The sequence below is a fragment of the Streptomyces sp. NPDC047525 genome (assembly GCF_040643025.1).
Classification (GTDB): domain Bacteria; phylum Actinomycetota; class Actinomycetes; order Streptomycetales; family Streptomycetaceae; genus Streptomyces; species Streptomyces durmitorensis.
Window position 1 is genome coordinate 906,636 of sequence record NZ_JBEYTL010000002.1, and the last position, 20,221, is coordinate 926,856.

Genomic DNA, 20,221 nt, shown 5'->3' on the forward strand with positions numbered 1-20,221 from the left:
GCTGTACGAGCGTCATGAGCGGGGAGTTCAATGAGCGGGGAGAAGGGCGAGGGCTTCAGGGACCGGGCCGCCGTGGAAGAGCGGTTCCGCCAGGACTGGGGGCTCGAACTGCCTGAATCGATCTTCCAGTTCTGGGAGTTCCTGGGATCCCTTGGCCCGGACGGAGAGCGGGCGCTCCAGGACTTGGGCGTGAGCCCGGTCGGCATCCTGGATCTGTTCGCGGATCCGGGTCTGCGGCCGCGGGACGGCATCGACGTCCGGGTGCACGGTCGCTACTACCGCGATCCGCCGGAGTTCCTGACCTTCCTGCACGGCGGCTCCGACGGTCTGCACCACGGCCTGTGGTTCGACGACGGCCGAACCTGCAGTGGTGTCGCCTCCTACTACAACAACGACGGCGGCGGCATCGACACGCGCTCCACGACCCCGCTCGAAGCGGTGCGGGCGATCCTCGAACGCTGCTGGCGCGACCTCGACGACGACGTGCAGGACGACGACGAGGTGTCGGCCCGTCGCTCGCGCCTGGGCCTGCTGCGTGATGCGCTGACCGCCGTCGAGACAGGTGAGCGCACCGAGACGGGCCTCGCCTACTCCAGGGCGTACGACACGGCGGTCCCGCCCGTGGACCCCGACCGGATCACCACGCTCGACGGCGCCGGCGCACTCGCGTCGGGCGATTCCGCGCTGGGCCGCCCGGCCCACAACGGGGCCGACGAGTACAAGTTCGCGACGTACATGTACGGCCTGTTCGACGACGCCGAGTCCCTGGGGGAGTCCCTGGAGGAGGCCCGCCGCCGCTGCTCGGCGGGCGACCCGACGGAGGCCCTTCTGCTGGGCCGCGACCTGCACTGGGCGTCCGCAGGCGACCCGGCGCGCGAGGCACTGGCGAACGAACTCCTCGTCACGGCCTATCGCGCGCTGGGCCGCCCCAGGCTCGCGGAGACGGCGGACGCCCACCATCGGCACCGTTCTCTGCCGCAGGTGGACGTCCTTCAGACGAACAGGGATCAGGTCTAGTACGGGCCGTTCACGTTGTCGATCGAGCCGTACCGGTCGGCCGCGTAGTTGCAGGCGGCGGTGATGTTGGCGACCGGGTCGTAGCTGTCCAGTGACGTCCCGGGCACGTGGTACGCGGAGAACGTGGGGGCGATGACCTGCAGGAGCCCCTTGGAGGGAGTTCCGGCGGTGGCGTTGGAGTCCCAGTTGTTGATGGCCAGCGGGTTGCCGGAGGACTCGCGCATGACGTTGCGGTGGATGCCCTCGTAGGAGCCGGGGATGCCGCGCTCGGCCATGATGTCGAGCGACTCCTTGATCCAGCCGTCGAGGTTGTTGGCGTAGGACTTCTTCGCCGGGGCGGCTGCGGGCTCGACCGCGTCCTTGCGCTCGGAGCGGTCCGCCCGCTCGCCGGATGCCTTGGAGGGCTTGCCCGAGTCCTCCTTGTCGAGGGTGAGCCGGACACCGGGGCGAATCAGCTTCGGGTCGTCGCCGAGGGCGCTGCGGTTGTCCTCGTACAGCTTCTTCCAGCTGCCGCTCACGGAGTGCTCTCGGGCGATCTTGGAGAGGGTGTCGCCCGCGACGACGACGTAGGTCTTCGGGGCCGCGGCGGGCTTGGCGGCCGCGGCCGCCTCCGCCGCGCCGGCGGTGGTCGCGCCGAGCACCGGGAGAACGAGCACGGCCCCGCCCGTGCCTGCGGCGGCGATACCCCGGGTGAGCGAGTTGGACTTGGGACGGCGGTGCTTTCCCTTTGCAGGCATGACGAATTTCCTCTCCGTCGCCTACGAGGTGAGCTGTCGGGTTCGGACGGGAGATGTCCGGTCGCACTGCAAAGGCGACTTCACCCCGAGCCGTTCCGGAATCCGGATCGGCGGCTTACCTGGGTCCCCCGCTCCTGCCGGGCGTATGTGAGTGGGTGGAGGGTTTCCGGACAGCGGCAGGATTCGGCGTTCCGTCCGGATTGACGGTGACGTTAGGCGAGAAAGACCGGACCGAACAAGGCCAGAATTCAAATAGAAATGTGCGAGGCCCGGCCGCCGTCGACCGGAGCCCGTTGCCCTCTTTGATCGAAAAGCCCAACTTTCTTTGCGTGGAACGGAAATGCGCTCAGTGGCTCCTGCGGGATCGGCTGCCGGTGTGACCCGTTTCACTGAATTGGGGACGACTGCATATACTCCGCCAATGACATAAAGGAGTGGCTTTCTAACTCAAAGACGGACATATTGCGGAGGTCGTTCTTCGTGTCAAAACGGGCGTATCGTCATCAACAGCAGTTTGATCGCCCCAGGTGAGGGCCGACGGCGGTTCATGGGCGGGTGATGACCGGCCGCCGCTTCCGTTGTCTTCTTCCGTTTGACCAAACGCCGTTGGGGCGGCCCCAAGGAGGGGCCGCCCCAACGACGTGCAGTGGAAAGGGTGTTAATGCTTGCCGATGTCCTTGGTCTTTTCCTTGGCCTCGCGTGCGTCGCCCTTCATCTGCAGGGCGTGCCCCTTGGCAGTAAGGCTTTCGTTGCCCACCGCGCGTCCGATGGCTTGCGCGGCTGCGCCGCCGGCCTGTTCGGTCTTCGCCTTGGCCTTCTCGTTGGCGGTCATGGTCCGCTCACGCTCCCTTGGCATCGACGTCATGTTCTGTCGGTACGTCTGGCCGCTCAGCTGCCCGCCAAACATCATGACCGCGATCGGGATCGGATCCCTTCAACCTGTGTGGGAAACAGGCTTCTTGTGTGTTTGCGCGGCAGGGATGGGAGCACACGGTCGTCTGGAGGTTGATAACAATGGTTCCCCTTATCGTGGTACTTCTTCTGGCCCTGCTCCTCTTCGGTGCGGGATTCGCGCTGAAGGCGTTGTGGTGGGTCGCGGTCATCCTGCTGGTGGTGTGGCTGCTCGGCTTCGTGATCAGGCCCGCTGCGAGCGGCGGCCGCAAGGGCCGCTGGTACCGATGGTGACGCGCACCTGAATGCGACAACACGGTGACGCGCACCTGAGTGCGCCAACCAAAGAGCGGCGCGGCGCCACGGGCGGTGGCGTGCGTGCCTGAGGGGTGGGCCTGGCCTGGGACGGCCGGGCCCACCCCTTCGCCGTTCTCCGGTCGCACCCTCGCTACGCCGAAGACCGCGCTCCCAGCCGTCCGTCGGCCCGGGGCGACGCGGTGCGTGGCCTGGGGGTCAGGGCCGCGCGCAGCGCGGGGACCAGGACGTGGCGGGCCTCGGACGGGGTGAGGGCGGCGGGGGTGGGGAGCGGGTTGAGGTAGCGGGTGTAGATCAGGCCGCCGAGGATCGTCGTCACGGCGGTGGCGCGGGCGGTCGCGTCCTGGCCGCCGAGAAATTCAACAAGCCGGGCCAGCAACTCGCGTTCCAGGTATTCACGGATCACCTCGGCGGCCTCGTCGCCCTGGGCGGTGAGCGCCAGGAAATCGGCGTCCTCCCACAGACCCGTCACCGCGTCGATCAGACGCTCGGGAAGGGTGGTCGGGTCACCGCCGAGGACATGGTCCACCGTCAGCGCGTTGGCGCACTGGAACTGCATCACATCCGCGAACAGCCCCTTCTTCGAGCCGAAGTGGTAGGCGATCAGCGCCGGATCGACTCCGGCGGCTCCTGCCACCGCACGCAGAGTGGTACGTCGGTAGCCGCGCTCCAAGAACAGCGCACGGGCGGCCGAGACGATCGATTCACGGGTCGGCGGATTGCCGCGGGGGCGGCCTCGCGTGCGGGCTGGAGCAGGGGCTTCGTTATTCATCAGCGTTGAGCCTGCGCACACGGATCGGGACAGTCAAGGGCGTTCCAGGAACCACACGAAGGGATGTCCCGACACCATGCGCATCGCAGTCTTCGGCGCCAACGGACCGACCGGCCGCCACCTCACCGACCAAGCCATCGCCGCCGGCCACGAGGTCGTCGCCGTGACCCGTCGCCCCGGCTCACTCACCCCGCGACCCGCCCTCACTGTCGCCGTCGCCGACGCCACCGACCCGGCAGCCGTCGATGCCGCGATCGGCGGGACGGACGCCGTCCTCTCCGCCCTGGGCGCACGATTCAGCAAGGAGGCCGTCACCACGTACTCGGCGAGCGCCACGGCCATCACCGAGGCCATGGCGGGCCACGGCATCAAGCGCCTGCTCGCCGTCAGCTCCAGCATCGCCGACCCGAACTGGCGCCCCACCGGCGCGCACTTCTTCAACCACGTCCTGGACCCGCTGGTGAACCGACGGCTCGGCCGCACCCTCCACGAGGACATGCGCCGTATGGAGGCCGTGATCCGGGAGGCGGACCTCGACTGGACCCTCGTCCGTCCGTCGGGCCTCTTCGAGCACTCCGTCGTCACGGATTACCACACGGCCGAGACCAGCGCCGACGGCGTCTTCACCGCACGCGCCGACCTGGCGGCGAGCATGCTGCGCGAGCTGGGGGAGCGGGAGTACGTCCACCGGGCCATGGGCGTGATCACCACGGCCGTGAAGCCGAACATCGCCAAGCTGATCTGGAACGAAGGCGTGAAGAAGAAGTGAGCCAGGCAGCCGAACTCCCGGCCACCGCGCGGGCGTTCCTCGCTCGCCCCCACACGGCCACCCTCACCACCCTGCGCCCCGACGGCACGCCGCACGTCACCCCCGTTCGCTTCACCTTCGACGCTGCCGCCGGCCTGGCGCGGGTGACCACGCGGGCGGGGGCCCGCAAGGCCCGCAACGTGACGGAGGGTGGCCCGATGTCCCGGGTCGCCCTCTGCCAGGCGGACGGTTTCCGGTGGATCACCCTCGAAGGCCGGGCCTCCGTGACCGACGATCCCGTGTGCCTGGCCGAAGCGGTCCGCCGCTACACCGTCCGCTACCGCGCGGCCCCGCCCGCCCCGCCGGACCTGGCCGTCATCGAGATCACCGTCGAACGCGCCCTGAGCCTGAACCTGTGACTCCCTGCGTCTGACTCCCTGTGTCTGACTCCCTGTTTCTGGCTCACGGCCTCCGACTCCCTGCCCTGAAAGCGAAGTGACCCCGCGATGCCCACCCTCCCCGTCCTCGGATCCACCCTCCACTACCGGGAGTCCGGCGACCCCGACGGACTGCCGTTCGTCTTCCTCCACGGCAACCCCACCTCGTCCCACCTCTGGCGGAACGTCCTGCCAGGTGTGGCCGCGCCCGGCCGCCGCCTCCTGGCTCCCGATCTCATCGGCATGGGCGAATCCGGCAAGCCCGACCTCGCCTACACCTTCGACGACCACGCACGCCATCTCGACGCCTGGTTCGACGCCCTCGGCCTTGCCGAGGCCGTCCTCGTCGGTCACGACTGGGGCGGCGCGCTCGCCTTCGACCGCGCCGCCCGCCTCCCGGGTCGCGTCCGTGGGATCGCGTTCACCGAGACGATCATCAAGCCGCTGGTCGGCGACGAATTCCCGGCGGCCGGAAGGGAGTTGTTCACGCTTCTTCGCACCCCCGGCGTGGGAGAGGAGATGATCCTGGAGAATTCGCTGTTCATCGAGGGCCTGCCGGACACGCTCGCCACCCCGCTCGACCCCGCGGACCTGGAGGTCTACCGCCGCCCCTTCCCGACCCCGCACAGCCGCCGCCCGGTACTGGCATGGACCCGCATGATGCCGCTGGACGCCGAACCCGCCGACGTCGTGGCCCGCATCGAACGCTACGACGCCTGGCTGGCCGCCAGCCCCGAAGTCCCCAAGCTGCTGGCCGCATTCGAACCGGGACCGGGCGCGATGACCGACCAGGGAGCCGTCGCCTGGTGCGAGGAACACATCGCGGGCCTGGAGGTCTCCCGCCACGGCCTCGCAGGCCACCACTCCCCGGAGGACCGCCCCGAAGAGCTGGCCGCGGCGATCAACGGCTGGGCCGCCCGCCACGGGCTGGAGCGCACCTAGGGACATGCTGGCACCTCCCAGCTCAACCGCCTGATCACCCCCTTCGGCAAGATCACCACTACCTGGGATGAGAGCAAGGCCCCGCTGTACGCTGCGACCATGCAGCCGTCCGCATCCTCCTCGTCACCGGGTTCCACGCAGCCGGGCCGCCTCCCCGAAACGGCTGAGCGCGGCCTGCTGACCGAGCGGATCGCGCGCCAGCTGGAACACGAGATCCGCTCCGGTGAGATCGAGGTCGGGGCCAAGCTGCCCTCCGAGCGTGAACTGGCCACCCAGTTCGGCTCAAGCCGCAATGTCGTGCGGGAGGTCCTGCGGCGGCTGGAAGCGCAGCACCTCATCGAAGTCGCTCCGGGGCGCGGTTCCTTCGTACGTGAGCAGACCTCGGGCCAGGCCCGAGGGTATGACGCGCTGTACCGTGCGGGCCGGCCCACGGTCCGTCAGCTCATCGAGGCGCGGCTTCCGCTGGAGGTCGAGATGGTGCGGCTGGCGACCCGGCTGGCCACGGACGAGGACATCGCGGTGATGCGGGGCGCGTGCGATGCCCTGGAGTCGGCCACGGACGTCGTCGTCAAGGCGCAGGCGGACATGGAGTTCCATGACGCGATCGCGGTGGCGAGCAAGAATCCCGTACTGCGGATCATGCTGTCGTCGATCAGCGGGATGATGTTCGAGATGATGCTCCGCTCGAACTCGGACCCCTCGATCGGCGAGCCCGGAGTGCCGCATCACCCGGAGATCTTCGAGGCGATCGAGGCGCGTGACGAGGAGCTCGCGGCTGCGCGCATGCGAGAGCACCTCATGCTCGGACTGCGCACTTACGGCGCTGATCTCGACGTGCAGGTGGACATCATGGCGCGCAACCACATCGAGACGCTCCTTGGGCAGGCGGAGGTCCGACGGACGGGCGGCAGGGCGGGGGAGTAGCCGCCAGGTGCCATCGGCCAAGCCCTGACCTGCAGTTGAGGGCTCTGTGCGGCATGGCGCGAGGTGGTGGGCGTGACCGCTTCGTTGTGTGGATCTTTCTCTCAGGGGCTGTTGGCGGGCCTCCGCATCCTGCTACGGTCCCGTCAGATTCCAACTGGTCCTACCAGTTGGACCAGCCTTGGACCACTCTTGGACCGCGGTGGGAACCACTGCTGGAACCACGGGTTCGGGAACATTCCCAGGACAGAGACGAGGACAACGATGTCCACGAGCAGCCAGCCCTTGAGTCGGCGCTCTTTCGGCAGGTTGGCCGCAGGCGCGGCGGGCGCCGTCGGCATGGGCGCATCGGGCGCCTGTTCACCACAGGGCACCAGGCCCTCGGCCCGCAGCCCGTTGCGGATCATGGCGATCAACCATGTGTGGTCGCAGGCGATCAAGCGCCGGACCAAGGAGTTCGAGGAGCAGATCGGGCGCCGGGTCTCGATGACCCTGCTCACCTCGGATCAGCTGTCGAGCAGCTACAACGTCAAGCTCAACGCATCGGGCACCGACGTGGACGTCATGATGGTGCGCGCGCTCCAGGAGCAACTGGTCTTCGCGCACAACGACTGGCTGACCGACCTCACCGACCGGGTCGAGGGCGACAAGGAGTTCGCCTGGGCGGACTTCCAGAAGGCGCCGCGCGATGCGTCCCTGGCGGCGGGCAAGATCCTGAGCGTCCCCGTGGTGACCGAACGCCCCACGCTGTACTACCGCAAGGATCTCGTCGAGGGGCTCGGCGGCCCGCCGCGCACCCTGGACGCGCTGATGTCGGCCGCACTCGAACTCACCGAGAAGAAGAAGGGGTTCTACGGATACGTCGGCCGCGGGCAGCGCAGCGGCGCCGTGTCCCAGTGGTCGAGTTTCCTGTACTCGCACGGAGGCGACTTCCTCGCCGACGGCAAGTCCGCCATCGGGAGCCGCCAGGCGCTGGCCGCCTACGAGTACTACGGCAAGCTCCTCGGCACAGCGGGACCGCCGGGCGCGACCAACATGAGCCTCGAACAGGCCATGCCGATCTTCGCGCAGGGCAAAGCCGCGTTCTACATAGACGCCGACGCCATCTACAGCAACTTCCTCGACCCGAAGATCGCGACCCCGGCCGTACGGGAGTCCGTCGGGTTCGCGCCCTTCCCCGCGGGCCCGGCCGGCGCCAAGCCGCACAACATCCCGTCCTGGAGCCTTGGCATCAACAAGTTCTCCCTCCTGCGCGACGACGCCTGGGAGTTCATCAGGTGGGCCGCAGGGCCGAAGATGTCCGCCGCCCTCCAGTCGGACGGCATCCCCGGCGCCCGCAGCTCCGTGTGGGCGAACCAGCGGACTCTCGCCGCCTTCCCGCCGGACCTCGCCGAGGCGATGCGGGTCAACGCCGAACGCGGTCTGGGCTACGACCGGCCGCGGGTCCTCCAGGTCGGCCGGGCCAGGGACATCGTCGGCCGGCCGCTGGTCGCAGCCATCCTCGGCGAGTCCGTACGGCCCGTCGTACGCGACGCCGACGCGGAGTTCGCCGAGTTCCTCGTCCGCGACAACCGCCACAAGGAGTCCTGATGGCCGCCACCGAGGTCTCCGCGCCCCAGGCAGACACCCGATCGTCAGAGCCGCGGCAGGGCACACGCCGCACCCGCACTCCCCGCACCTTCGAACAGGCCAACCGGCGGCTGAAGTGGGCGATGCTCGCCCCGGCGCTGCTCTTCGTCGGCCTGATGATCGTCTTCCCGCTGGCCTTCACGCTCGACCTCAGCCTGACCGACGCGTTCGGCGCGGTGAACGCCGACAAGCGCCACATCGGCCTGCGGAACTTCACCGACGCACTGGGCGACACACGCCGGTTCTGGCCCGCCGCACGCCGCACCCTGGTCTTCACGGTCGGTGCCGTGATCCTGGAGACGGTTCTGGGACTCGCGCTCGCGATGCTCATGCGCAAGCCGTTCCGCGGCATGCGCATGGTCCGCACCGTCCTGATCATTCCGCTGCTCGCCACCCCTGTCGCGATCGGCATCCTGTGGCTGCTGATCCTCGACCCGACCAACGGCATCGCCAACCACCTCCTCGAAGGCCTAGGACTGCCCCGCCAGGAGTTCCTCGGCTCGGTGAGCCAGTCACTGCCGATGCTGATGCTCATCGACGTATGGCAGTGGACGCCGATGATGACGCTGCTCCTGCTGGCAGGCCTGAGCACGCTCCCCGAGGAGCCCGAGGAAGCGGCACTCGTCGACGGCGCCAACGCCTGGCAGCGCTTCCGCTACGTCGTCCTGCCGATGCTGGGCCCCACGCTCGCCACGGCCCTGGTCCTGCGCGCCGTCGACGCGCTCAAGACCTTCGACATCCTCTACGCGACCAAGGGCGCGGGCGGCGGCTCCGACTTCGAGGTGGAGACGCTCAACGTCTACGCCTACGGCCTCACCTTCGACTACCAGGAGTACGGCCTGGCCGCTGCCGTCCTGGTCCTGTTCACGCTGTTCATCATCGGTGTCGTGGTCGTGCTGCGCCGCCGCGGAGGAGGGAAGAACGCATGAGTGCCACCGCCACCCCCGCGACCCGGCCACCGGTCGCACCGCAGCCCCGAGGCCGCACGACGCAGCCCCGCGGGCGCCGGAAGTGGACGTGGCTGCGCGGGATGGCCATCACGCTCGTCACGCTGGTCTTCGCGCTGCCGCTCGTGTGGATGTTCGCCGCCGCGTTCAAGACCAACGTGCAGGTGACCGACCCCGGCGTTGGCCTGTGGTTCAAGCCCACCCTCGACAACTTCCGCAGCATCGTGGAGGCCGGACAGATCGTCCGCTCCATGGGCAACTCCCTGCTGGTGGGGGTGGTTTCCACGGTGCTCTCCGCCGTCATCGCCGTGCCCGCGGCGTGGGCCGTCGGCCGGTTCGCCATGCACCGCACCGGCTCGCTCATCCTGGTCGCACGCATCGTTCCCGCGATCTCACTGCTCGTGCCCTGGTACTACCTGTTCGCGCAGATGGGGCTCGTCGGCTCCTACACCGTCCTCGTGCTCAGCCACATGTTCGTCTCCGTGCCGCTGATCATGTGGATCATGATCAGCTTCTTCGCCGGGCTGCCGGTCGAACTCGAAGAGGCCGCACGCACCGACGGCTTGAGCGCGTTCGGCGCCTTCTGGCGCATCTCGCTGCCGCTCGCCGCACCCGGCACCGCGACCGCCTCGCTCCTGGCATTCGTCTTCAGCTGGAACAACTTCATGTTCGCGCTGGTCTTCGCCGACGACCGCACCCAGACGGTACCGGTGACCCTCTTCAACTTCATCTCGTACGCGAGCACCGACTGGGGCGGCCTCATGGCCGCCGCCACCCTCATCACCGTCCCCGTCGTCATCGCCGCCGTCGTCGGACAGAAGTACCTGGTGGCAGGCCTGACTTCGGGCGCCACCAAGGGCTGAGCAAGCCCCACCGCCCCCATCGCCCCATCGCACCGCACCGGAAAGAGCACACGCATGAAGATCGTCGACGCGAAGGTCGTCGTCACCAGCCCCGGCCGCAACTTCGTCACCCTGAAGCTGACGACCGACGACGGCCTCACCGGCCTGGGCGACGCCACCCTCAACGGCCGGGAACTCGCCGTCGTCAGCTACCTCACCGACCACGTCGTACCGCTGCTCACCGGCCGTGACCCGCACCGCATCGAGGACACCTGGCAGTACCTGTACCGAGGCGCCTACTGGCGGCGCGGCCCCGTCACCATGGCGGCGATCGCCGCCGTCGACGTCGCCCTGTGGGACATCAAGGCCAAGGCCGCGGGTCTCCCGCTCTACCAACTCCTCGGCGGCGCGAGCCGCGACCGTATCCGTACCTACGGGCACGCGAACGGCCGTGACATCCCCGAACTCCTCGACTCGGTACGGGCCCGGCTGGCCGAGGGCTACCCCGCGGTGCGCATCCAGTCGGGCATCCCCGGCCTGAAGGCCGTGTACGGCGTGCACAGCACCGAGGACGACGGATCACCCGTCCTGCACCAGCAGGCCCGCCCCCTCGTGGAGGACTGGGACACCGACGCCTACCTGCGCCACACACCCACGGTCTTCGAGGCGGTCCGCGCGGAGGTCGGCACCCAGCTCCCGCTGCTCCACGACGCACACCACCGCCTCACCCCGATCCAGGCCGCCCGGCTCGGCAAGGACCTGGAACCGTACCGGCCGTTCTGGCTGGAGGACTGCACCCCGGCCGAGAACCAGGAGGCCCTGCGCCTGGTGCGCAGCCACACCTCGACCCCACTGGCCATCGGGGAGGTCTTCAACACCGTCCACGACTACCAGGCCCTGATCACCGAGCAGTTGATCGACTACGTACGCTCCGCGGTGACCCACTTCGGAGGCGTGACCCCGCTGCGCAAGCTCTTCGACTTCGCCGCGCAGTACCAGATCAAGAGCGCGGTGCACGGCCCCGAGGACATCTCCCCGGTGGGCATGGCGGCGGCCCTGCACCTGGACCTCGCGGTGCACAATTTCGGAATCCAGGAGTACTCGGGCCACACACCGCTCACCCACGAGGTGTTCCGGCACGCCTACACGTTCACGGACGGCCACCTGCACCCGGGGGAGGCTCCGGGCATCGGCGTGGAACTGGACGAGGACCTGGCTGCGGCCCACCCCTACGAAGCGGCGTATCTGCCGGTCAACCGACTGCAGGACGGAACCGTCCACGACTGGTGAGCCGAGGCCGCGGGGCGGCCACGCGGGGGATCGGCGTGGCTAGGCGGGCACGGGGGGAGTGGTGGTGGCCTGGGTGACATCGCCTATCAGCTCGACGACCTCCGGCCCGTAGGCCTGCGAGTCGACGACCCGGAGAAGCTGGCAGAAGGAGGCACCCTTGTAGGTGCTCGCCAGCCGCGCGTGGTGACGCGAGAGATAGCGTGCCGCGGCATGGTTGGCGTTGGAGTGCTGGCCACAGATGAGGAAGATCGGCCGGGCATCCTGCCCCTCGGTGCGATCCACCACCCGTGCCAGGAGCACGTGTTCGGCCCTGCCCCGCTCCATCCGGTAGACATCACCGCCGATGGCGAAGGCTCCGCAGTCCGGCCCCGACGAGGCAACCGTGTTCATCGTGAAGCCCGGCAACAGGTTCCGCAGGTGTGCCGCCATCCGGCTGTTCGACACAGGGCCACCCACACAGAACTCGGTCGTCTCGCCCCAGCCCCGCCGCGCCGTGTCGTGCGCGACGATCTCGACGTTCGCCTTGCACTCCTTGATGAGCATGGACAGTTCGAGGAGCGCGAACACATCGTGCCGCGCGACGGCCCAACGAGCGTCCCCAGCCTTTCCGTTGACGACCAGAAGGCACTCGGAGTCCGGAGCGAGCCCGAAGAACCGCTGTTTGCGCACGAGGGCGCGGCGCCACAGGTAGGTGCGGGTGAACCACCCGAAACCGGCGCTGATCCCGGAAGCCGCTATGCCCAGAAGGATGTTGCGCACGTCGTCGTTCATGTTCAGCAGTCTCCCGCGCGGCTGGTCACCGCGAACTTGTAGCTCGGCACGGTCACCGTCCCTGGGCCGCCTGCCACGCCGGGGGGCTCGTAGTCGTCGCCTTTCGACCTGGTGCGCTCAACATGCACGCACACGGTCGCCCCCGCCCCGGAAGCAGTGACGGTGTAGAGGGCGTCGGACGCCTCATTGGCGGCTGCCGGGGCGGCATCCACCCCGTGCTGCGGGGCGTCGCCGCCGCCGTGCTCGACGACCTCGTCCTCGATCATCGTGGCGTACTCGTCGTCGAATCCGCTGTCGTCACCGAAGATGTCACCGAAGCGGGAACTGCCGTCCAAGGCCGTCACGGCCTGGCCTGCCGCACTGGTCAGTTCGTCATCGCTCCACTCGACGCGGTCCGAGGTGCCCATCAACTGGATGGTGGTGAACACTCCCATCCCTGCCACGCCGAGGAGCACGACGCGGCCGACGGTGAAGGCGGCGTCGGGGAGTTCGGGCGCCGACGGATTCAGGGCATGCCGCACCGCGCGTACGCGGTCCTTCGTGATGCACGCCATGCCGGCCAGTACCGCAGCCAGCACAAAGCCGAACACAACCATCCCCGTCACCCATGAACTCCCGCCCCGTGCGCGCCTGTCGACGCGGATCCAAGCAGCCGCGCCATCCGACCGCGCAGCACACTACCCCGGCACGTTCACCGCCGAGCCCGAGCCCGAGCCCGACCCCCGAGCCCGATCAATGAGCCACGAGCCGAGGCCCACCACCACGGCCGCTCCGACCGCGTAGACAGGCAGCCACAGGGTCGTCGTGGCGGACAGACAGTCGGCGACGGCCTCATGGCTCTGGACCTCTTGCGCTCGAGCCAGGGCGGCACCGTCACGCCCGGCCAGGTTCGCGAGCTCCGCCTCTGCCCGGATGCTCGCGTAATCGCCCACCGCGACACACCTGTCACGGGTTCCCGGCATCGGGAACAGCCACGCCCAGCGCTGCAGCATGGGAGCCAGCGCGATCGCCAGACACAGGCCGACGACCAGTGAATACGCCGCCAGATTGCGCGCGTACGCGGATCGGAGGCCGGGAGCACACGTCGGCAGCCGGTAGTAGGAGAAGATCACGGCAAGGAGGGTGGCCCCGATGTACGTGGCGAACCACTGCCAGGAACCTTGCGCGAGTACGGCCGTCAGTACGGCGGCGAGTGCGATGCCGATGACCCCCGGCTGATCGGGAGCGGCAAGCCGCGCACCGGTGGATGCCACGTTCCGGGCGCCTCGAGTGCTGTGCTCGTCCACGGTCCTCCTGTCTGGTCCGGACATCAGCATCCAGTTGCGCCGCGCCCTCGGCTTGGAGCCATACCGGACCGGCGCGTGAGCCTGGCCCGGTTGGCGGGACGGCAGCTGGTTGGGGACGTGACCAGGCCGGAGCGCGGCGTAGTGATGGAGGGCAGGGCGTACACCGAGGCGCTGCCGGGCCCATGGGTCCAGGTTCTGCTGTCCGAGGGCGGCTGGGACACCGCCGAGCCGTGTACGCCACTGCGCCGTGATGCCACCGCGAGTTCCCTCAACGTCCGGACACGGCTGTGTCGTTGGTCGGTGGAGGCGTCGAATGCTGAGGGTGGGGGAGCGGCGGGAGTACGTCGTCCCGATACTCTGCATGCCGTGGTCAACTCAATTGCGCGCCTTGACGATGCTGATGTGGCGATAGCTGCGGCGCGGGCCGGCGCGGAGGCCGTGCACGCCAGGTACGGGCAGCGGCTCACGCGCATCGACAAGGGCGCCGGGGACTTCGCCACCGATGCCGATGTGGCGGCTGAAGAGGCGATCCTCGGCGTCATCCGTGCCGCGCGGCCCGGCGATGCGGTGCACGGCGAGGAGGGCGGGCAGCAGGGTGCGGCTGACGCGGTGCGCCAGTGGTTCGTGGACCCTCTGTGCGGCACCCTCAACTACGCCGTCGGCAACATGCTGGTCGCCGTCAACGTGGCCCTGCGCGACGGACCGGCAGCGGTGGCCGATCCGTTCAGCGGCGAGGTCTTCCACACCGACGGTGCGACCGCCTGGGTCCGGCGCGACGGGAGCGACACGCGGCTGGCGCCGACGGCTGCCACCCGGTTGGTGGACGTGAACCTGGACCCGCCCTTTCCGAGCGCGCCTGGGTTTCGGGCTGTGGACCTGCTCGCTCACCCCGGGTTCGGCGAACGGTTCCGGCCGCGGGTCGTGTCCACGACGCTGGCCCTGGCATGGGTGGCGGCCGGCAAGCGCGCCGCTTATGTCACCGACGGCGGTGACCTGTCCGAGAGCGTGCACTTCGCCGCCGGTATCGCCCTGTGCCGGGCCGCCGGCTGCGTCGTCACCGGAGTCGACGGGGAACCGGTCGGGCAGGCGGGCCGTGGGCTCCTGGTGGCCGCGGACGCCGAGACTCACGGGCTGCTGTTGTCGCTGATCCGCGGTCGAGGCTGACAGAAGCGGATGAGCGCGCGGGCGATCTGTCCGGGCGCGTTCTCCGTGGGAATGTGATCCGCGTCCGGGATGCGTACGAGCGTGGTCTGCGGGATCTCCGAGGCGAACCGCTCGGCGTACTCCACCTTCTCGAAGGCGTCGTCCTCGCCCCAGATCAGCAGTTTCGGCGTCTGGGACTGCTTCAGTGCGGGAACGAGATCAAGGGTGTAGCGGCTGTCGGCCGCGCCCGCCAGGGCCATCCAGGAGCGGCGGACCCGAGGGTTGGTCCACGGATCCAGATAGTCCGCGATCAGCTGCTCGGTGGCAGCACCGGCCAGCGCCGCAGTCACCGCCTGTCGTCGGGCGGCGAGAACGTCGTCGGCGCTGGTCCCCGCGGTGATTCCCGTACCCCGGAACCGGGCCACGTGGGGCGCGGGCCAGGAGTCGTAGGTGACCGAGTTGACCAAGGCCAACCGGGACACCTCCAGCCCGTCGCGGGCGAGGAGACGCTGCGCGATGGCGCCGCCGATGTCGTGCCCCGCGACGGCGATCGGCCCGGAGATCTTCAGCGCGGACACGAATCGCGCGACCCAGTCCGCCAGGGCTGGGACCGTGGCCGTTTCCAGGGTGAGCTCGCCTCCCGAGCGCCCCAGGCCGGGGAGATCGACCGCGACGGGCCGAAGCCCGGCCTCGGCGAGGCGGTCAAGGACGGGGAGCCAGACCCGGCTCCAGTACGTGCCGTGCAGCAGCAGAACGACCGGGCCGTCCTGCTCCACGGTCAGGTAGCTGGCCGCCTCGGCGTCGACCTGGACTTCGGTCCTCAGTACTTTCGTTACTTTCGTTCCGGTGGATCCACTCATGGGACCACTGTGACCGGGGCCCGGTTCCCGGCCGAGAGTCCAGAAAGACACTCACGGGTACATTCCTGCCATTAACATTCCTGCCATGACCCTCCATCGGCTTCATCGGGTGGTGGCCCTGCTCAACCCGCCCCAGTCGCCCTTCGAGCTCGCCTGTGCCGCCGAGGTCTTCGGCGGCGCTCCGCAGGACGTGCCGGCCCGCTACAGCTTCCGGATCTGCGCCGAGCGCCCCGGCCCTCTGCGGACCACCGTCGGCTTCGCGATGCTCGTCGACGCGGGGCTGGAGGCCTTGCGGGAGGCGGACACCGTGGTCGTCCCGGGCTGGCAGCCGCCCGGCGCTCCGGTGCCGCCGACCGTCACCGAGGCGCTGCGGGCCGCCCACCGGCGAGGGGCGAGGATCGTCGCCATCTGTACGGGGGCGTTCGTCCTCGCTCAGGCCGGGCTGCTCGACGGCCGCCGTGCCACGACCCACTGGCGCAGCACCGCACAGCTCGCCGCCGCCTTCCCCGAGGTGCAGGTGGACCCGGACGTGCTCTTCGTGGACCACGGCGACGTGGCGACCAGCGCCGGAACCGGTGCGGGCATCGACCTGTGCCTGCATCTGGTGCGTTCCGACCACGGCGCGGCATACGCCGCCCAGATCGCCCGGAACATGGTCCTGCCGCCCCACCGGGAGGGCAGCCAGCTCCAGTACGCGGCACAGCCCCCCGCACCCGCCAGGGCGGACGAGTCGTTGGCGCCCCTGCTGGAGTGGGCCACCTCCCGGCTCGACGCCCACCTGACCCTCGATCGCCTCGCCGAACGCGCCGGGCTCTCCAGCCGGACCCTCGCCCGACGGTTCACCGACCAGCTCGGCATCAGTCCGGGACAGTGGCTGCTCGGCCGGCGCCTCGACGCGGCACGGGTTCTGCTGGAGCAGACCGACCTGCCGGTCGAGACCATCGCCACCCGGGTCGGACTGGCCTCGGCGGTCAACCTGCGCCGCCGTTTCCGGTCGCATCTCGGCACCACGCCCAGTGCCTACCGGCGTACGTTCAGTGAAACGTGATGGTGGTGGCGGACGAGGCGGCGGCAGTGTCCGGGTAGCGGGGGAGGCTGCGGGAAGTCGTCGGCGAGATGATGCCCTCTGTGAGGGGGCTGCGGTCATACGCCTTTTTGTTGCTACATCTCTTATGGGTGAGCTTGATGCGTGGTTGGGCGGGTGGAGATCGGAGCGAATGATGAAGGCAGCCCGTTTCAACCGGTTCGGGGGCCCGGAGGTACTGGAGATCGTGGATCTCCCCGATCCGCGTCCGGGCCCCGGCCAGGTCCGGATCGCTGTGCGCGCGGCCGGCATCAACCCGAGCGACTGGAAGAAGCGCGAGGGTCTGATGGACAGTGAGCTCCCGCAGACCATGGGCCATGAGGCGTCGGGCCTCGTCGACGAGCTCGGTGAGGGGGTGGCGGACGTGGCTGTCGGTGATTGCGTGTTCGGCTTCTCCGTCGAGGGGGCGGCCCAGGCCGAGTTGGCGGTGCTGTCCTACTATGCGCCGATCCCGCCGTCGCTCGACTTCCGCGGCGCTGCCGCGCTGCCTGCCGCCATCGAGACGGCCACACGTGCTCTTGACCAGCTCGGCGTGGGAAGCGGCAACATTCTGCTCATCCACGGCGCCTCAGGAATCGTCGGCAGCGCCGCTGTTCAGCTGGCCGTGGTGCGCGGTGCGCGCGTGATCGGCACCGGCAGTCCGGCAAACCACGATCACCTGCGCTCGCTGGGGGCCGAGCCCGTCGCCTACGGCGAGGGTCTCGTCGGCCGGGTCCACGCGCTCGCGCCCGAAGGCGTCGACATGGCGCTCGACGTCGCCGGGAGCGGGGTGCTGCCCGAGCTCATCCAGCTCGCGGGCAGCCCGGAGCACGTCGTCACGATCGCCGACTTCGACGGCGCGCAAGAGCATGGGGTGACGTTCAGCCGCGGGGATTCCGGCCGTGCGGTCCACGCGCTCGGCGAGATCGGGGAGTTGATCGAGTCCGGGCACTTCTCGCTCCCGGTCGCGCGGAGCTTCCCGCTCGCCGAGATCGCGGAGGCCCACCGCGTCGGCGAGGCCGGGCACGTGCGCGGGAAGCTTGTGCTGCTGGTCGGCTGATGCGGCTCGCTGCTCCTTGCCTCAGGTTGCGTCCGGCCGCACGCTCGTCAGATCGGCGGGCGGCCCCTGTCCGGGCCCCTGTCCGGGCCCCTGTCCCTATCTGCTGATCTCGGGGTTGTCGGCCAGGATGTCCTCGCAGATCTGCCAGAGCCGGGGCAGGAAACGGGTGACTTCTTCTGCCCGGTGGAGGAGATCGCGGCTGGAGCTGATGCCCAGGTCGGCGACTGCTGCCCGGAAAGCCGGAGCGCGGGACTCGTGCAGGTCGGGAGCGTCGACCGCCAGGATGGTGTGGCAGCGGGCGAAGGTCGCGATGATCCAGAACACTGCCTCGCGGCAGTCACCGGCATCGATGAGGTTCTGGCTTCCGTCGATGGCGACCGGCCGTGCGGTGGTGGTGATGTCGCTGCTGAAGAAGAACGGGGTCCTCGCCACCTGGGCGGTGGCGTCGAACGTCGCGGCGAGTTCCCGCAGATGGTGCTGGACGCGCCGCGCGGACAGGTGCGAACAGCCGAGGAGCCGGAGGAGTTCGGGGTAGAGGCCGAGGTGGCCGTACGCGGCGAGGACCGAGCGCGCGGCCGGGTAGCGCAGGCGGACAGTGGGGTTGCGCAGAGCTGCGGCGAGCAGCACGTGGCAGGTCACGCCGGTGGGGAACAGCCAGCCGGTGACCTGCTCGTGGAACGGTGCCGAGGTGTCGATCGCCGCGAGCCGGGTCTCGATCCGACGGCGGGCGTCCTGGCATCGGCGCCGGACCCAGGGCCTGGAGGCGAAGCGGGGTGAGACGTGTGTGTGGAGTCTGCGCAGATGGCCGGTGGGGTCATCGATGACCGTGTCGGTACGGAAACTGCCGGCCAGGTGGTACGACGCGAGAACCCCGTCGGCGGGGGCGAGCTCGGCCCAGAGCAGGTGACTGACCTCCAGGAGAGCGCCCTCGTAGCGGAGTTTCCCCAGCTTGGCCGGCGGGTTGTCGGCGGCGGTGACGACGACGATGTCCACGTCGGAGGAGGGCGGCAGCTCGGCGTCGTCCGGCAGCCCGACGGTCGAGCCGCTGAAGTACGCGCCCCGGTAGGCGGCATCGGATGCGGCGTGCTGGGCGACCCACTGGACCGCGGCGGAACGTGCCGGCCCGACCTTCACGGACGAATTCCCCCTCATGACAAGTGCAAGTGCAAGGGCAAGTACAAGACCCTCAATGTTCCAGTGTGCTGTGGCTGGTGAGATCCGACGGGGCGCCTTCGGTCCGTACGGCTCAGGCCTTTTGTCCCGTATCGCGGTTACCTTCGCGACCACGTCGCCCTACCGTCGTGATCTAGGTTTGTCGGTATGGTGCAGCTCAGCGAATTCCTTCCCGTAGAGGCGATCCGGCTCGATGTCTCGGCTCCCGACTGGCAGGGGGCGATGCGGGCGGCCGGTGACCTGTTGGTCGCGAACGGCGTCAGTACCGATGCGTACACCCAGGAGATGCTTCGTACGGTAGAGGAGATCGGGCCGTACATCGTCGTCGCGCCGGGTTTCGCGTTCGCACATGCCCGCCCGTCACCTGCTGTACGGCGTACCGGCATGTCATGGGTGCGCCTTGCCGGGCCGGTGCCCTTCCACCACGAGAGCAACGACCCCGTCGGTCTGGTGGTCGCGCTCGCCGCCACCGACGCGACGGCGCACACCGAGGCGATGGGCGCCCTCGCGCGGCTGTTGGCCGACCCCGAGACGGTCCAGGCCCTCGACCGGGCGACTTCCCCCGAGTCGGTGCGGCAGATCCTCATGAAGGCCGAGGGGCAGGAACAACCGGCCCCGAGCGGAGGCCGTGGCGCCGCGGGGACGCAGAAGATCCTCACGGTGTGCGGCAACGGCGTGGGGACCAGCCTGTTCCTGAAGTCCACTCTCGACAACGTGCTCGATCGGTGGAAGTGGTCGCGTCACGTGACGACGGAGGCCACCGACACCATCTCCGCCAAGGGCAAGGCCTCCGAGGCCGTTGCCATCCTCACCTCGCGGGAGATATCCAGGACGCTCGGTGACCTGGGCGTCCCGGTGCGCGTCGTCGAGGACTTCACGAGTGCGCGAGAGTCACCTGGCAGAAGAAGGTGGTGGACACGGGCTGGGACCCGGGCGCGGCCCGCGACGTGTTCCTGCCGGAACAGGCCCGCAGTGGCGGCGACGATGACGAGACATCATCTCCCGCAGCTGGGCGCACCTATGCCAAGATCCCGGTCCCGTCCGGCGCGCCGACACCGCCGCCCCCTCCCACCGACTGAGAACCCGCCAAGTGATCCCTGCTCAGGGCGGTGCGCCTGTGACAGAACGGAGACGTGGCGGAGGACTGCCTGTAACTCGGTGCGCGATACAAATACTTCAGACCGCACGCACCGAGCTACTCCTGGGGAACACCGTGAAGAACACCCGCCTCACCGCCCTGGCCGCCATCGGCGTCGCCGCCACCCTCTCCCTCACCGCCTGCGGCGGCGGCGACTCCGGCAAGGACTCGTCCTCCAAGGGCTCCTCGTCCTCGTCTTCTTCGTCGGCGGACGACGGATCGAAGTCGCAGGGCGGCTC

Annotated in this window: 22 protein-coding genes, 1 pseudogene and 1 riboswitch; of the genes and pseudogenes, 14 read left to right on the forward strand and 9 right to left on the reverse strand. The window is 69.3% G+C overall.

What is annotated here, in order from left to right; genetic code table 11:
* Positions 1-30: 30 nt before the first annotated feature.
* The gene (locus ABZ833_RS08925; protein ID WP_361043048.1) at positions 31-1,017 is read left to right on the forward strand and encodes an ADP-ribosylation family protein; all 987 of its coding nucleotides are present in this window, start codon (positions 31-33) and stop codon (positions 1,015-1,017) included.
* Here the strand turns inward: ABZ833_RS08925 and ABZ833_RS08930 are convergent.
* Positions 1,014-1,754, reverse strand: coding sequence for a LysM peptidoglycan-binding domain-containing protein (locus ABZ833_RS08930; protein WP_361043050.1), 741 nt, complete (start codon positions 1,752-1,754; stop codon positions 1,014-1,016). The two genes, ABZ833_RS08925 and ABZ833_RS08930, sit on opposite strands and share 4 nt — an antisense overlap.
* Positions 1,755-1,757: 3 nt before the next feature.
* A riboswitch (cyclic di-AMP (ydaO/yuaA leader) is annotated at positions 1,758-1,953 on the reverse strand.
* Between the two features lie 459 nt (positions 1,954-2,412).
* Entirely contained in the window at positions 2,413-2,586 is a 174-nt protein-coding gene (locus ABZ833_RS08935; RefSeq protein ID WP_249592384.1) for a CsbD family protein, read from the reverse strand.
* A gap of 182 nt (positions 2,587-2,768) precedes the next feature.
* Between ABZ833_RS08935 and ABZ833_RS08940 the strand changes: the two genes are divergently transcribed.
* Positions 2,769-2,939 (forward strand): hydrophobic protein, encoded by a 171-nt coding sequence (locus ABZ833_RS08940; RefSeq protein WP_249592385.1) that lies wholly within the window; start codon positions 2,769-2,771, stop codon positions 2,937-2,939.
* 154 nt (positions 2,940-3,093) lie between these two features.
* Here the strand turns inward: ABZ833_RS08940 and ABZ833_RS08945 are convergent, their stop codons facing one another.
* Positions 3,094-3,732 carry a TetR family transcriptional regulator gene (locus tag ABZ833_RS08945; RefSeq protein WP_361043053.1) on the reverse strand — a complete coding sequence of 213 codons (639 nt, stop codon included), beginning with the start codon at positions 3,730-3,732 and terminating at the stop codon, positions 3,094-3,096.
* A 76-nt stretch (positions 3,733-3,808) separates the two neighbouring features.
* Between ABZ833_RS08945 and ABZ833_RS08950 the strand changes: the two genes are divergently transcribed.
* From ABZ833_RS08950 to ABZ833_RS08965, 4 genes are all read left to right on the forward strand, one after another.
* Entirely contained in the window at positions 3,809-4,501 is a 693-nt protein-coding gene (locus ABZ833_RS08950; protein WP_361043055.1) for an NAD(P)H-binding protein, read from the forward strand.
* A complete protein-coding gene (locus ABZ833_RS08955) occupies positions 4,498-4,899 on the forward strand; it encodes a TIGR03618 family F420-dependent PPOX class oxidoreductase (protein WP_361043058.1) in 402 nt (133 codons plus the stop codon). Before ABZ833_RS08950 ends, ABZ833_RS08955 begins: the two co-directional genes overlap by 4 nt.
* Positions 4,900-4,986: 87 nt before the next feature.
* Entirely contained in the window at positions 4,987-5,859 is an 873-nt protein-coding gene (locus ABZ833_RS08960; protein WP_361043061.1) for a haloalkane dehalogenase, read from the forward strand.
* 99 nt (positions 5,860-5,958) lie between these two features.
* On the forward strand, positions 5,959-6,783 hold the full coding sequence (locus ABZ833_RS08965) for a FadR/GntR family transcriptional regulator (RefSeq protein ID WP_361043064.1): 825 nt from the start codon (positions 5,959-5,961) through the stop codon (positions 6,781-6,783).
* A 143-nt stretch (positions 6,784-6,926) separates the two neighbouring features.
* On the opposite strand, the gene ABZ833_RS08970 is transcribed toward ABZ833_RS08965, so the two are convergent.
* Positions 6,927-7,187 carry a hypothetical protein gene (locus ABZ833_RS08970; RefSeq protein ID WP_361043066.1) on the reverse strand — a complete coding sequence of 87 codons (261 nt, stop codon included), beginning with the start codon at positions 7,185-7,187 and terminating at the stop codon, positions 6,927-6,929.
* On the opposite strand from ABZ833_RS08970, the gene ABZ833_RS08975 reads away from it, so the two are divergent.
* The 4 genes from ABZ833_RS08975 (at position 7,186) to manD (ending at position 11,488) form a co-directional block, all read left to right on the forward strand.
* The gene (locus ABZ833_RS08975) at positions 7,186-8,370 is read left to right on the forward strand and encodes an extracellular solute-binding protein (protein WP_361043068.1); all 1,185 of its coding nucleotides are present in this window, start codon (positions 7,186-7,188) and stop codon (positions 8,368-8,370) included. The genes ABZ833_RS08970 and ABZ833_RS08975 overlap by 2 nt on opposite strands.
* Entirely contained in the window at positions 8,370-9,338 is a 969-nt protein-coding gene (locus tag ABZ833_RS08980; RefSeq protein WP_361043071.1) for a sugar ABC transporter permease, read from the forward strand. The genes ABZ833_RS08975 and ABZ833_RS08980 overlap by 1 nt, the downstream gene beginning before the upstream one ends.
* Before the next feature lie 101 nt (positions 9,339-9,439).
* Complete coding sequence (locus tag ABZ833_RS08985) at positions 9,440-10,219, forward strand: carbohydrate ABC transporter permease (RefSeq protein ID WP_361043179.1); 780 nt, start codon at positions 9,440-9,442, stop codon at positions 10,217-10,219.
* A 54-nt stretch (positions 10,220-10,273) separates the two neighbouring features.
* Positions 10,274-11,488, forward strand: a complete 1,215-nt coding sequence (gene manD, locus ABZ833_RS08990) for a D-mannonate dehydratase ManD (RefSeq protein ID WP_361043073.1) — start codon at positions 10,274-10,276, stop codon at positions 11,486-11,488.
* 39 nt (positions 11,489-11,527) lie between these two features.
* Here manD and ABZ833_RS08995 read toward each other — a convergent pair whose 3' ends face one another.
* The 3 genes from ABZ833_RS08995 to ABZ833_RS09005 form a co-directional block, all read right to left on the reverse strand.
* Positions 11,528-12,259 (reverse strand): hypothetical protein, encoded by a 732-nt coding sequence (locus ABZ833_RS08995; RefSeq protein ID WP_361043076.1) that lies wholly within the window; start codon positions 12,257-12,259, stop codon positions 11,528-11,530.
* 2 nt (positions 12,260-12,261) lie between these two features.
* Positions 12,262-12,855 (reverse strand): hypothetical protein, encoded by a 594-nt coding sequence (locus tag ABZ833_RS09000; RefSeq protein ID WP_361043182.1) that lies wholly within the window; start codon positions 12,853-12,855, stop codon positions 12,262-12,264.
* A gap of 81 nt (positions 12,856-12,936) precedes the next feature.
* Positions 12,937-13,512: a hypothetical protein gene (locus ABZ833_RS09005; RefSeq protein ID WP_361043078.1), complete on the reverse strand. Its 576-nt coding sequence runs from the start codon at positions 13,510-13,512 to the stop codon at positions 12,937-12,939.
* A 399-nt stretch (positions 13,513-13,911) separates the two neighbouring features.
* Between ABZ833_RS09005 and ABZ833_RS09010 the strand changes: the two genes are divergently transcribed.
* Positions 13,912-14,709 (forward strand): inositol monophosphatase family protein, encoded by a 798-nt coding sequence (locus ABZ833_RS09010; RefSeq protein WP_361043081.1) that lies wholly within the window; start codon positions 13,912-13,914, stop codon positions 14,707-14,709.
* On the opposite strand, the gene ABZ833_RS09015 is transcribed toward ABZ833_RS09010, so the two are convergent.
* Positions 14,670-15,548 carry an alpha/beta hydrolase gene (locus ABZ833_RS09015; RefSeq protein ID WP_361043084.1) on the reverse strand — a complete coding sequence of 293 codons (879 nt, stop codon included), beginning with the start codon at positions 15,546-15,548 and terminating at the stop codon, positions 14,670-14,672. The genes ABZ833_RS09010 and ABZ833_RS09015 overlap by 40 nt on opposite strands.
* Before the next feature lie 85 nt (positions 15,549-15,633).
* On the opposite strand from ABZ833_RS09015, the gene ABZ833_RS09020 reads away from it, so the two are divergent.
* Together ABZ833_RS09020 and ABZ833_RS09025 are read left to right on the forward strand one after the other, a co-directional pair.
* Positions 15,634-16,596, forward strand: a complete 963-nt coding sequence (locus tag ABZ833_RS09020; RefSeq protein WP_361043087.1) for a helix-turn-helix domain-containing protein — start codon at positions 15,634-15,636, stop codon at positions 16,594-16,596.
* Between the two features lie 172 nt (positions 16,597-16,768).
* Positions 16,769-17,671 carry an NADP-dependent oxidoreductase gene (locus ABZ833_RS09025; protein ID WP_361043185.1) on the forward strand — a complete coding sequence of 301 codons (903 nt, stop codon included), beginning with the start codon at positions 16,769-16,771 and terminating at the stop codon, positions 17,669-17,671.
* A 96-nt stretch (positions 17,672-17,767) separates the two neighbouring features.
* Here ABZ833_RS09025 and ABZ833_RS09030 read toward each other — a convergent pair whose 3' ends face one another.
* Positions 17,768-18,805 carry a hypothetical protein gene (locus ABZ833_RS09030; protein ID WP_361043089.1) on the reverse strand — a complete coding sequence of 346 codons (1,038 nt, stop codon included), beginning with the start codon at positions 18,803-18,805 and terminating at the stop codon, positions 17,768-17,770.
* Positions 18,806-18,991: 186 nt separating this feature from the next.
* On the opposite strand from ABZ833_RS09030, the pseudogene ABZ833_RS09035 reads away from it, so the two are divergent.
* Positions 18,992-19,726 (forward strand): annotated as a pseudogene (locus ABZ833_RS09035) (PTS sugar transporter subunit IIA); the annotation flags it as partial.
* Positions 19,727-20,221 lie beyond the last annotated feature (495 nt).

What these genes read in the sequence shown, in the direction of transcription:
- ABZ833_RS08980 (WP_361043071.1), top strand. Translation starts at nt 8,370, where the DNA reads ATGGCCGCCACCGAGGTCTCCGCGCCCCAGGCAGACACCCGATCGTCA.
- ABZ833_RS08965 (WP_361043064.1), top strand. Translation starts at nt 5,959, where the DNA reads ATGCAGCCGTCCGCATCCTCCTCGTCACCGGGTTCCACGCAGCCGGGC.
- ABZ833_RS08945 (WP_361043053.1), bottom strand. Translation starts at nt 3,732, where the DNA reads ATGAATAACGAAGCCCCTGCTCCAGCCCGCACGCGAGGCCGCCCCCGC.
- ABZ833_RS08970 (WP_361043066.1), bottom strand. Translation starts at nt 7,187, where the DNA reads ATGATCCGCAACGGGCTGCGGGCCGAGGGCCTGGTGCCCTGTGGTGAA.
- ABZ833_RS08995 (WP_361043076.1), bottom strand. Translation starts at nt 12,259, where the DNA reads ATGAACGACGACGTGCGCAACATCCTTCTGGGCATAGCGGCTTCCGGG.
- ABZ833_RS08985 (WP_361043179.1), top strand. Translation starts at nt 9,440, where the DNA reads ATGGCCATCACGCTCGTCACGCTGGTCTTCGCGCTGCCGCTCGTGTGG.
- ABZ833_RS08925 (WP_361043048.1), top strand. Translation starts at nt 31, where the DNA reads ATGAGCGGGGAGAAGGGCGAGGGCTTCAGGGACCGGGCCGCCGTGGAA.
- ABZ833_RS09020 (WP_361043087.1), top strand. Translation starts at nt 15,634, where the DNA reads ATGACCCTCCATCGGCTTCATCGGGTGGTGGCCCTGCTCAACCCGCCC.
- ABZ833_RS09000 (WP_361043182.1), bottom strand. Translation starts at nt 12,855, where the DNA reads ATGGTTGTGTTCGGCTTTGTGCTGGCTGCGGTACTGGCCGGCATGGCG.
- ABZ833_RS08935 (WP_249592384.1), bottom strand. Translation starts at nt 2,586, where the DNA reads ATGACCGCCAACGAGAAGGCCAAGGCGAAGACCGAACAGGCCGGCGGC.
- manD (WP_361043073.1), top strand. Translation starts at nt 10,274, where the DNA reads ATGAAGATCGTCGACGCGAAGGTCGTCGTCACCAGCCCCGGCCGCAAC.
- ABZ833_RS09015 (WP_361043084.1), bottom strand. Translation starts at nt 15,548, where the DNA reads ATGAGTGGATCCACCGGAACGAAAGTAACGAAAGTACTGAGGACCGAA.
- ABZ833_RS09025 (WP_361043185.1), top strand. Translation starts at nt 16,769, where the DNA reads ATGAAGGCAGCCCGTTTCAACCGGTTCGGGGGCCCGGAGGTACTGGAG.
- ABZ833_RS08960 (WP_361043061.1), top strand. Translation starts at nt 4,987, where the DNA reads ATGCCCACCCTCCCCGTCCTCGGATCCACCCTCCACTACCGGGAGTCC.
- ABZ833_RS08975 (WP_361043068.1), top strand. Translation starts at nt 7,186, where the DNA reads ATGGCGATCAACCATGTGTGGTCGCAGGCGATCAAGCGCCGGACCAAG.
- ABZ833_RS08930 (WP_361043050.1), bottom strand. Translation starts at nt 1,754, where the DNA reads ATGCCTGCAAAGGGAAAGCACCGCCGTCCCAAGTCCAACTCGCTCACC.
- ABZ833_RS08940 (WP_249592385.1), top strand. Translation starts at nt 2,769, where the DNA reads ATGGTTCCCCTTATCGTGGTACTTCTTCTGGCCCTGCTCCTCTTCGGT.
- ABZ833_RS08950 (WP_361043055.1), top strand. Translation starts at nt 3,809, where the DNA reads ATGCGCATCGCAGTCTTCGGCGCCAACGGACCGACCGGCCGCCACCTC.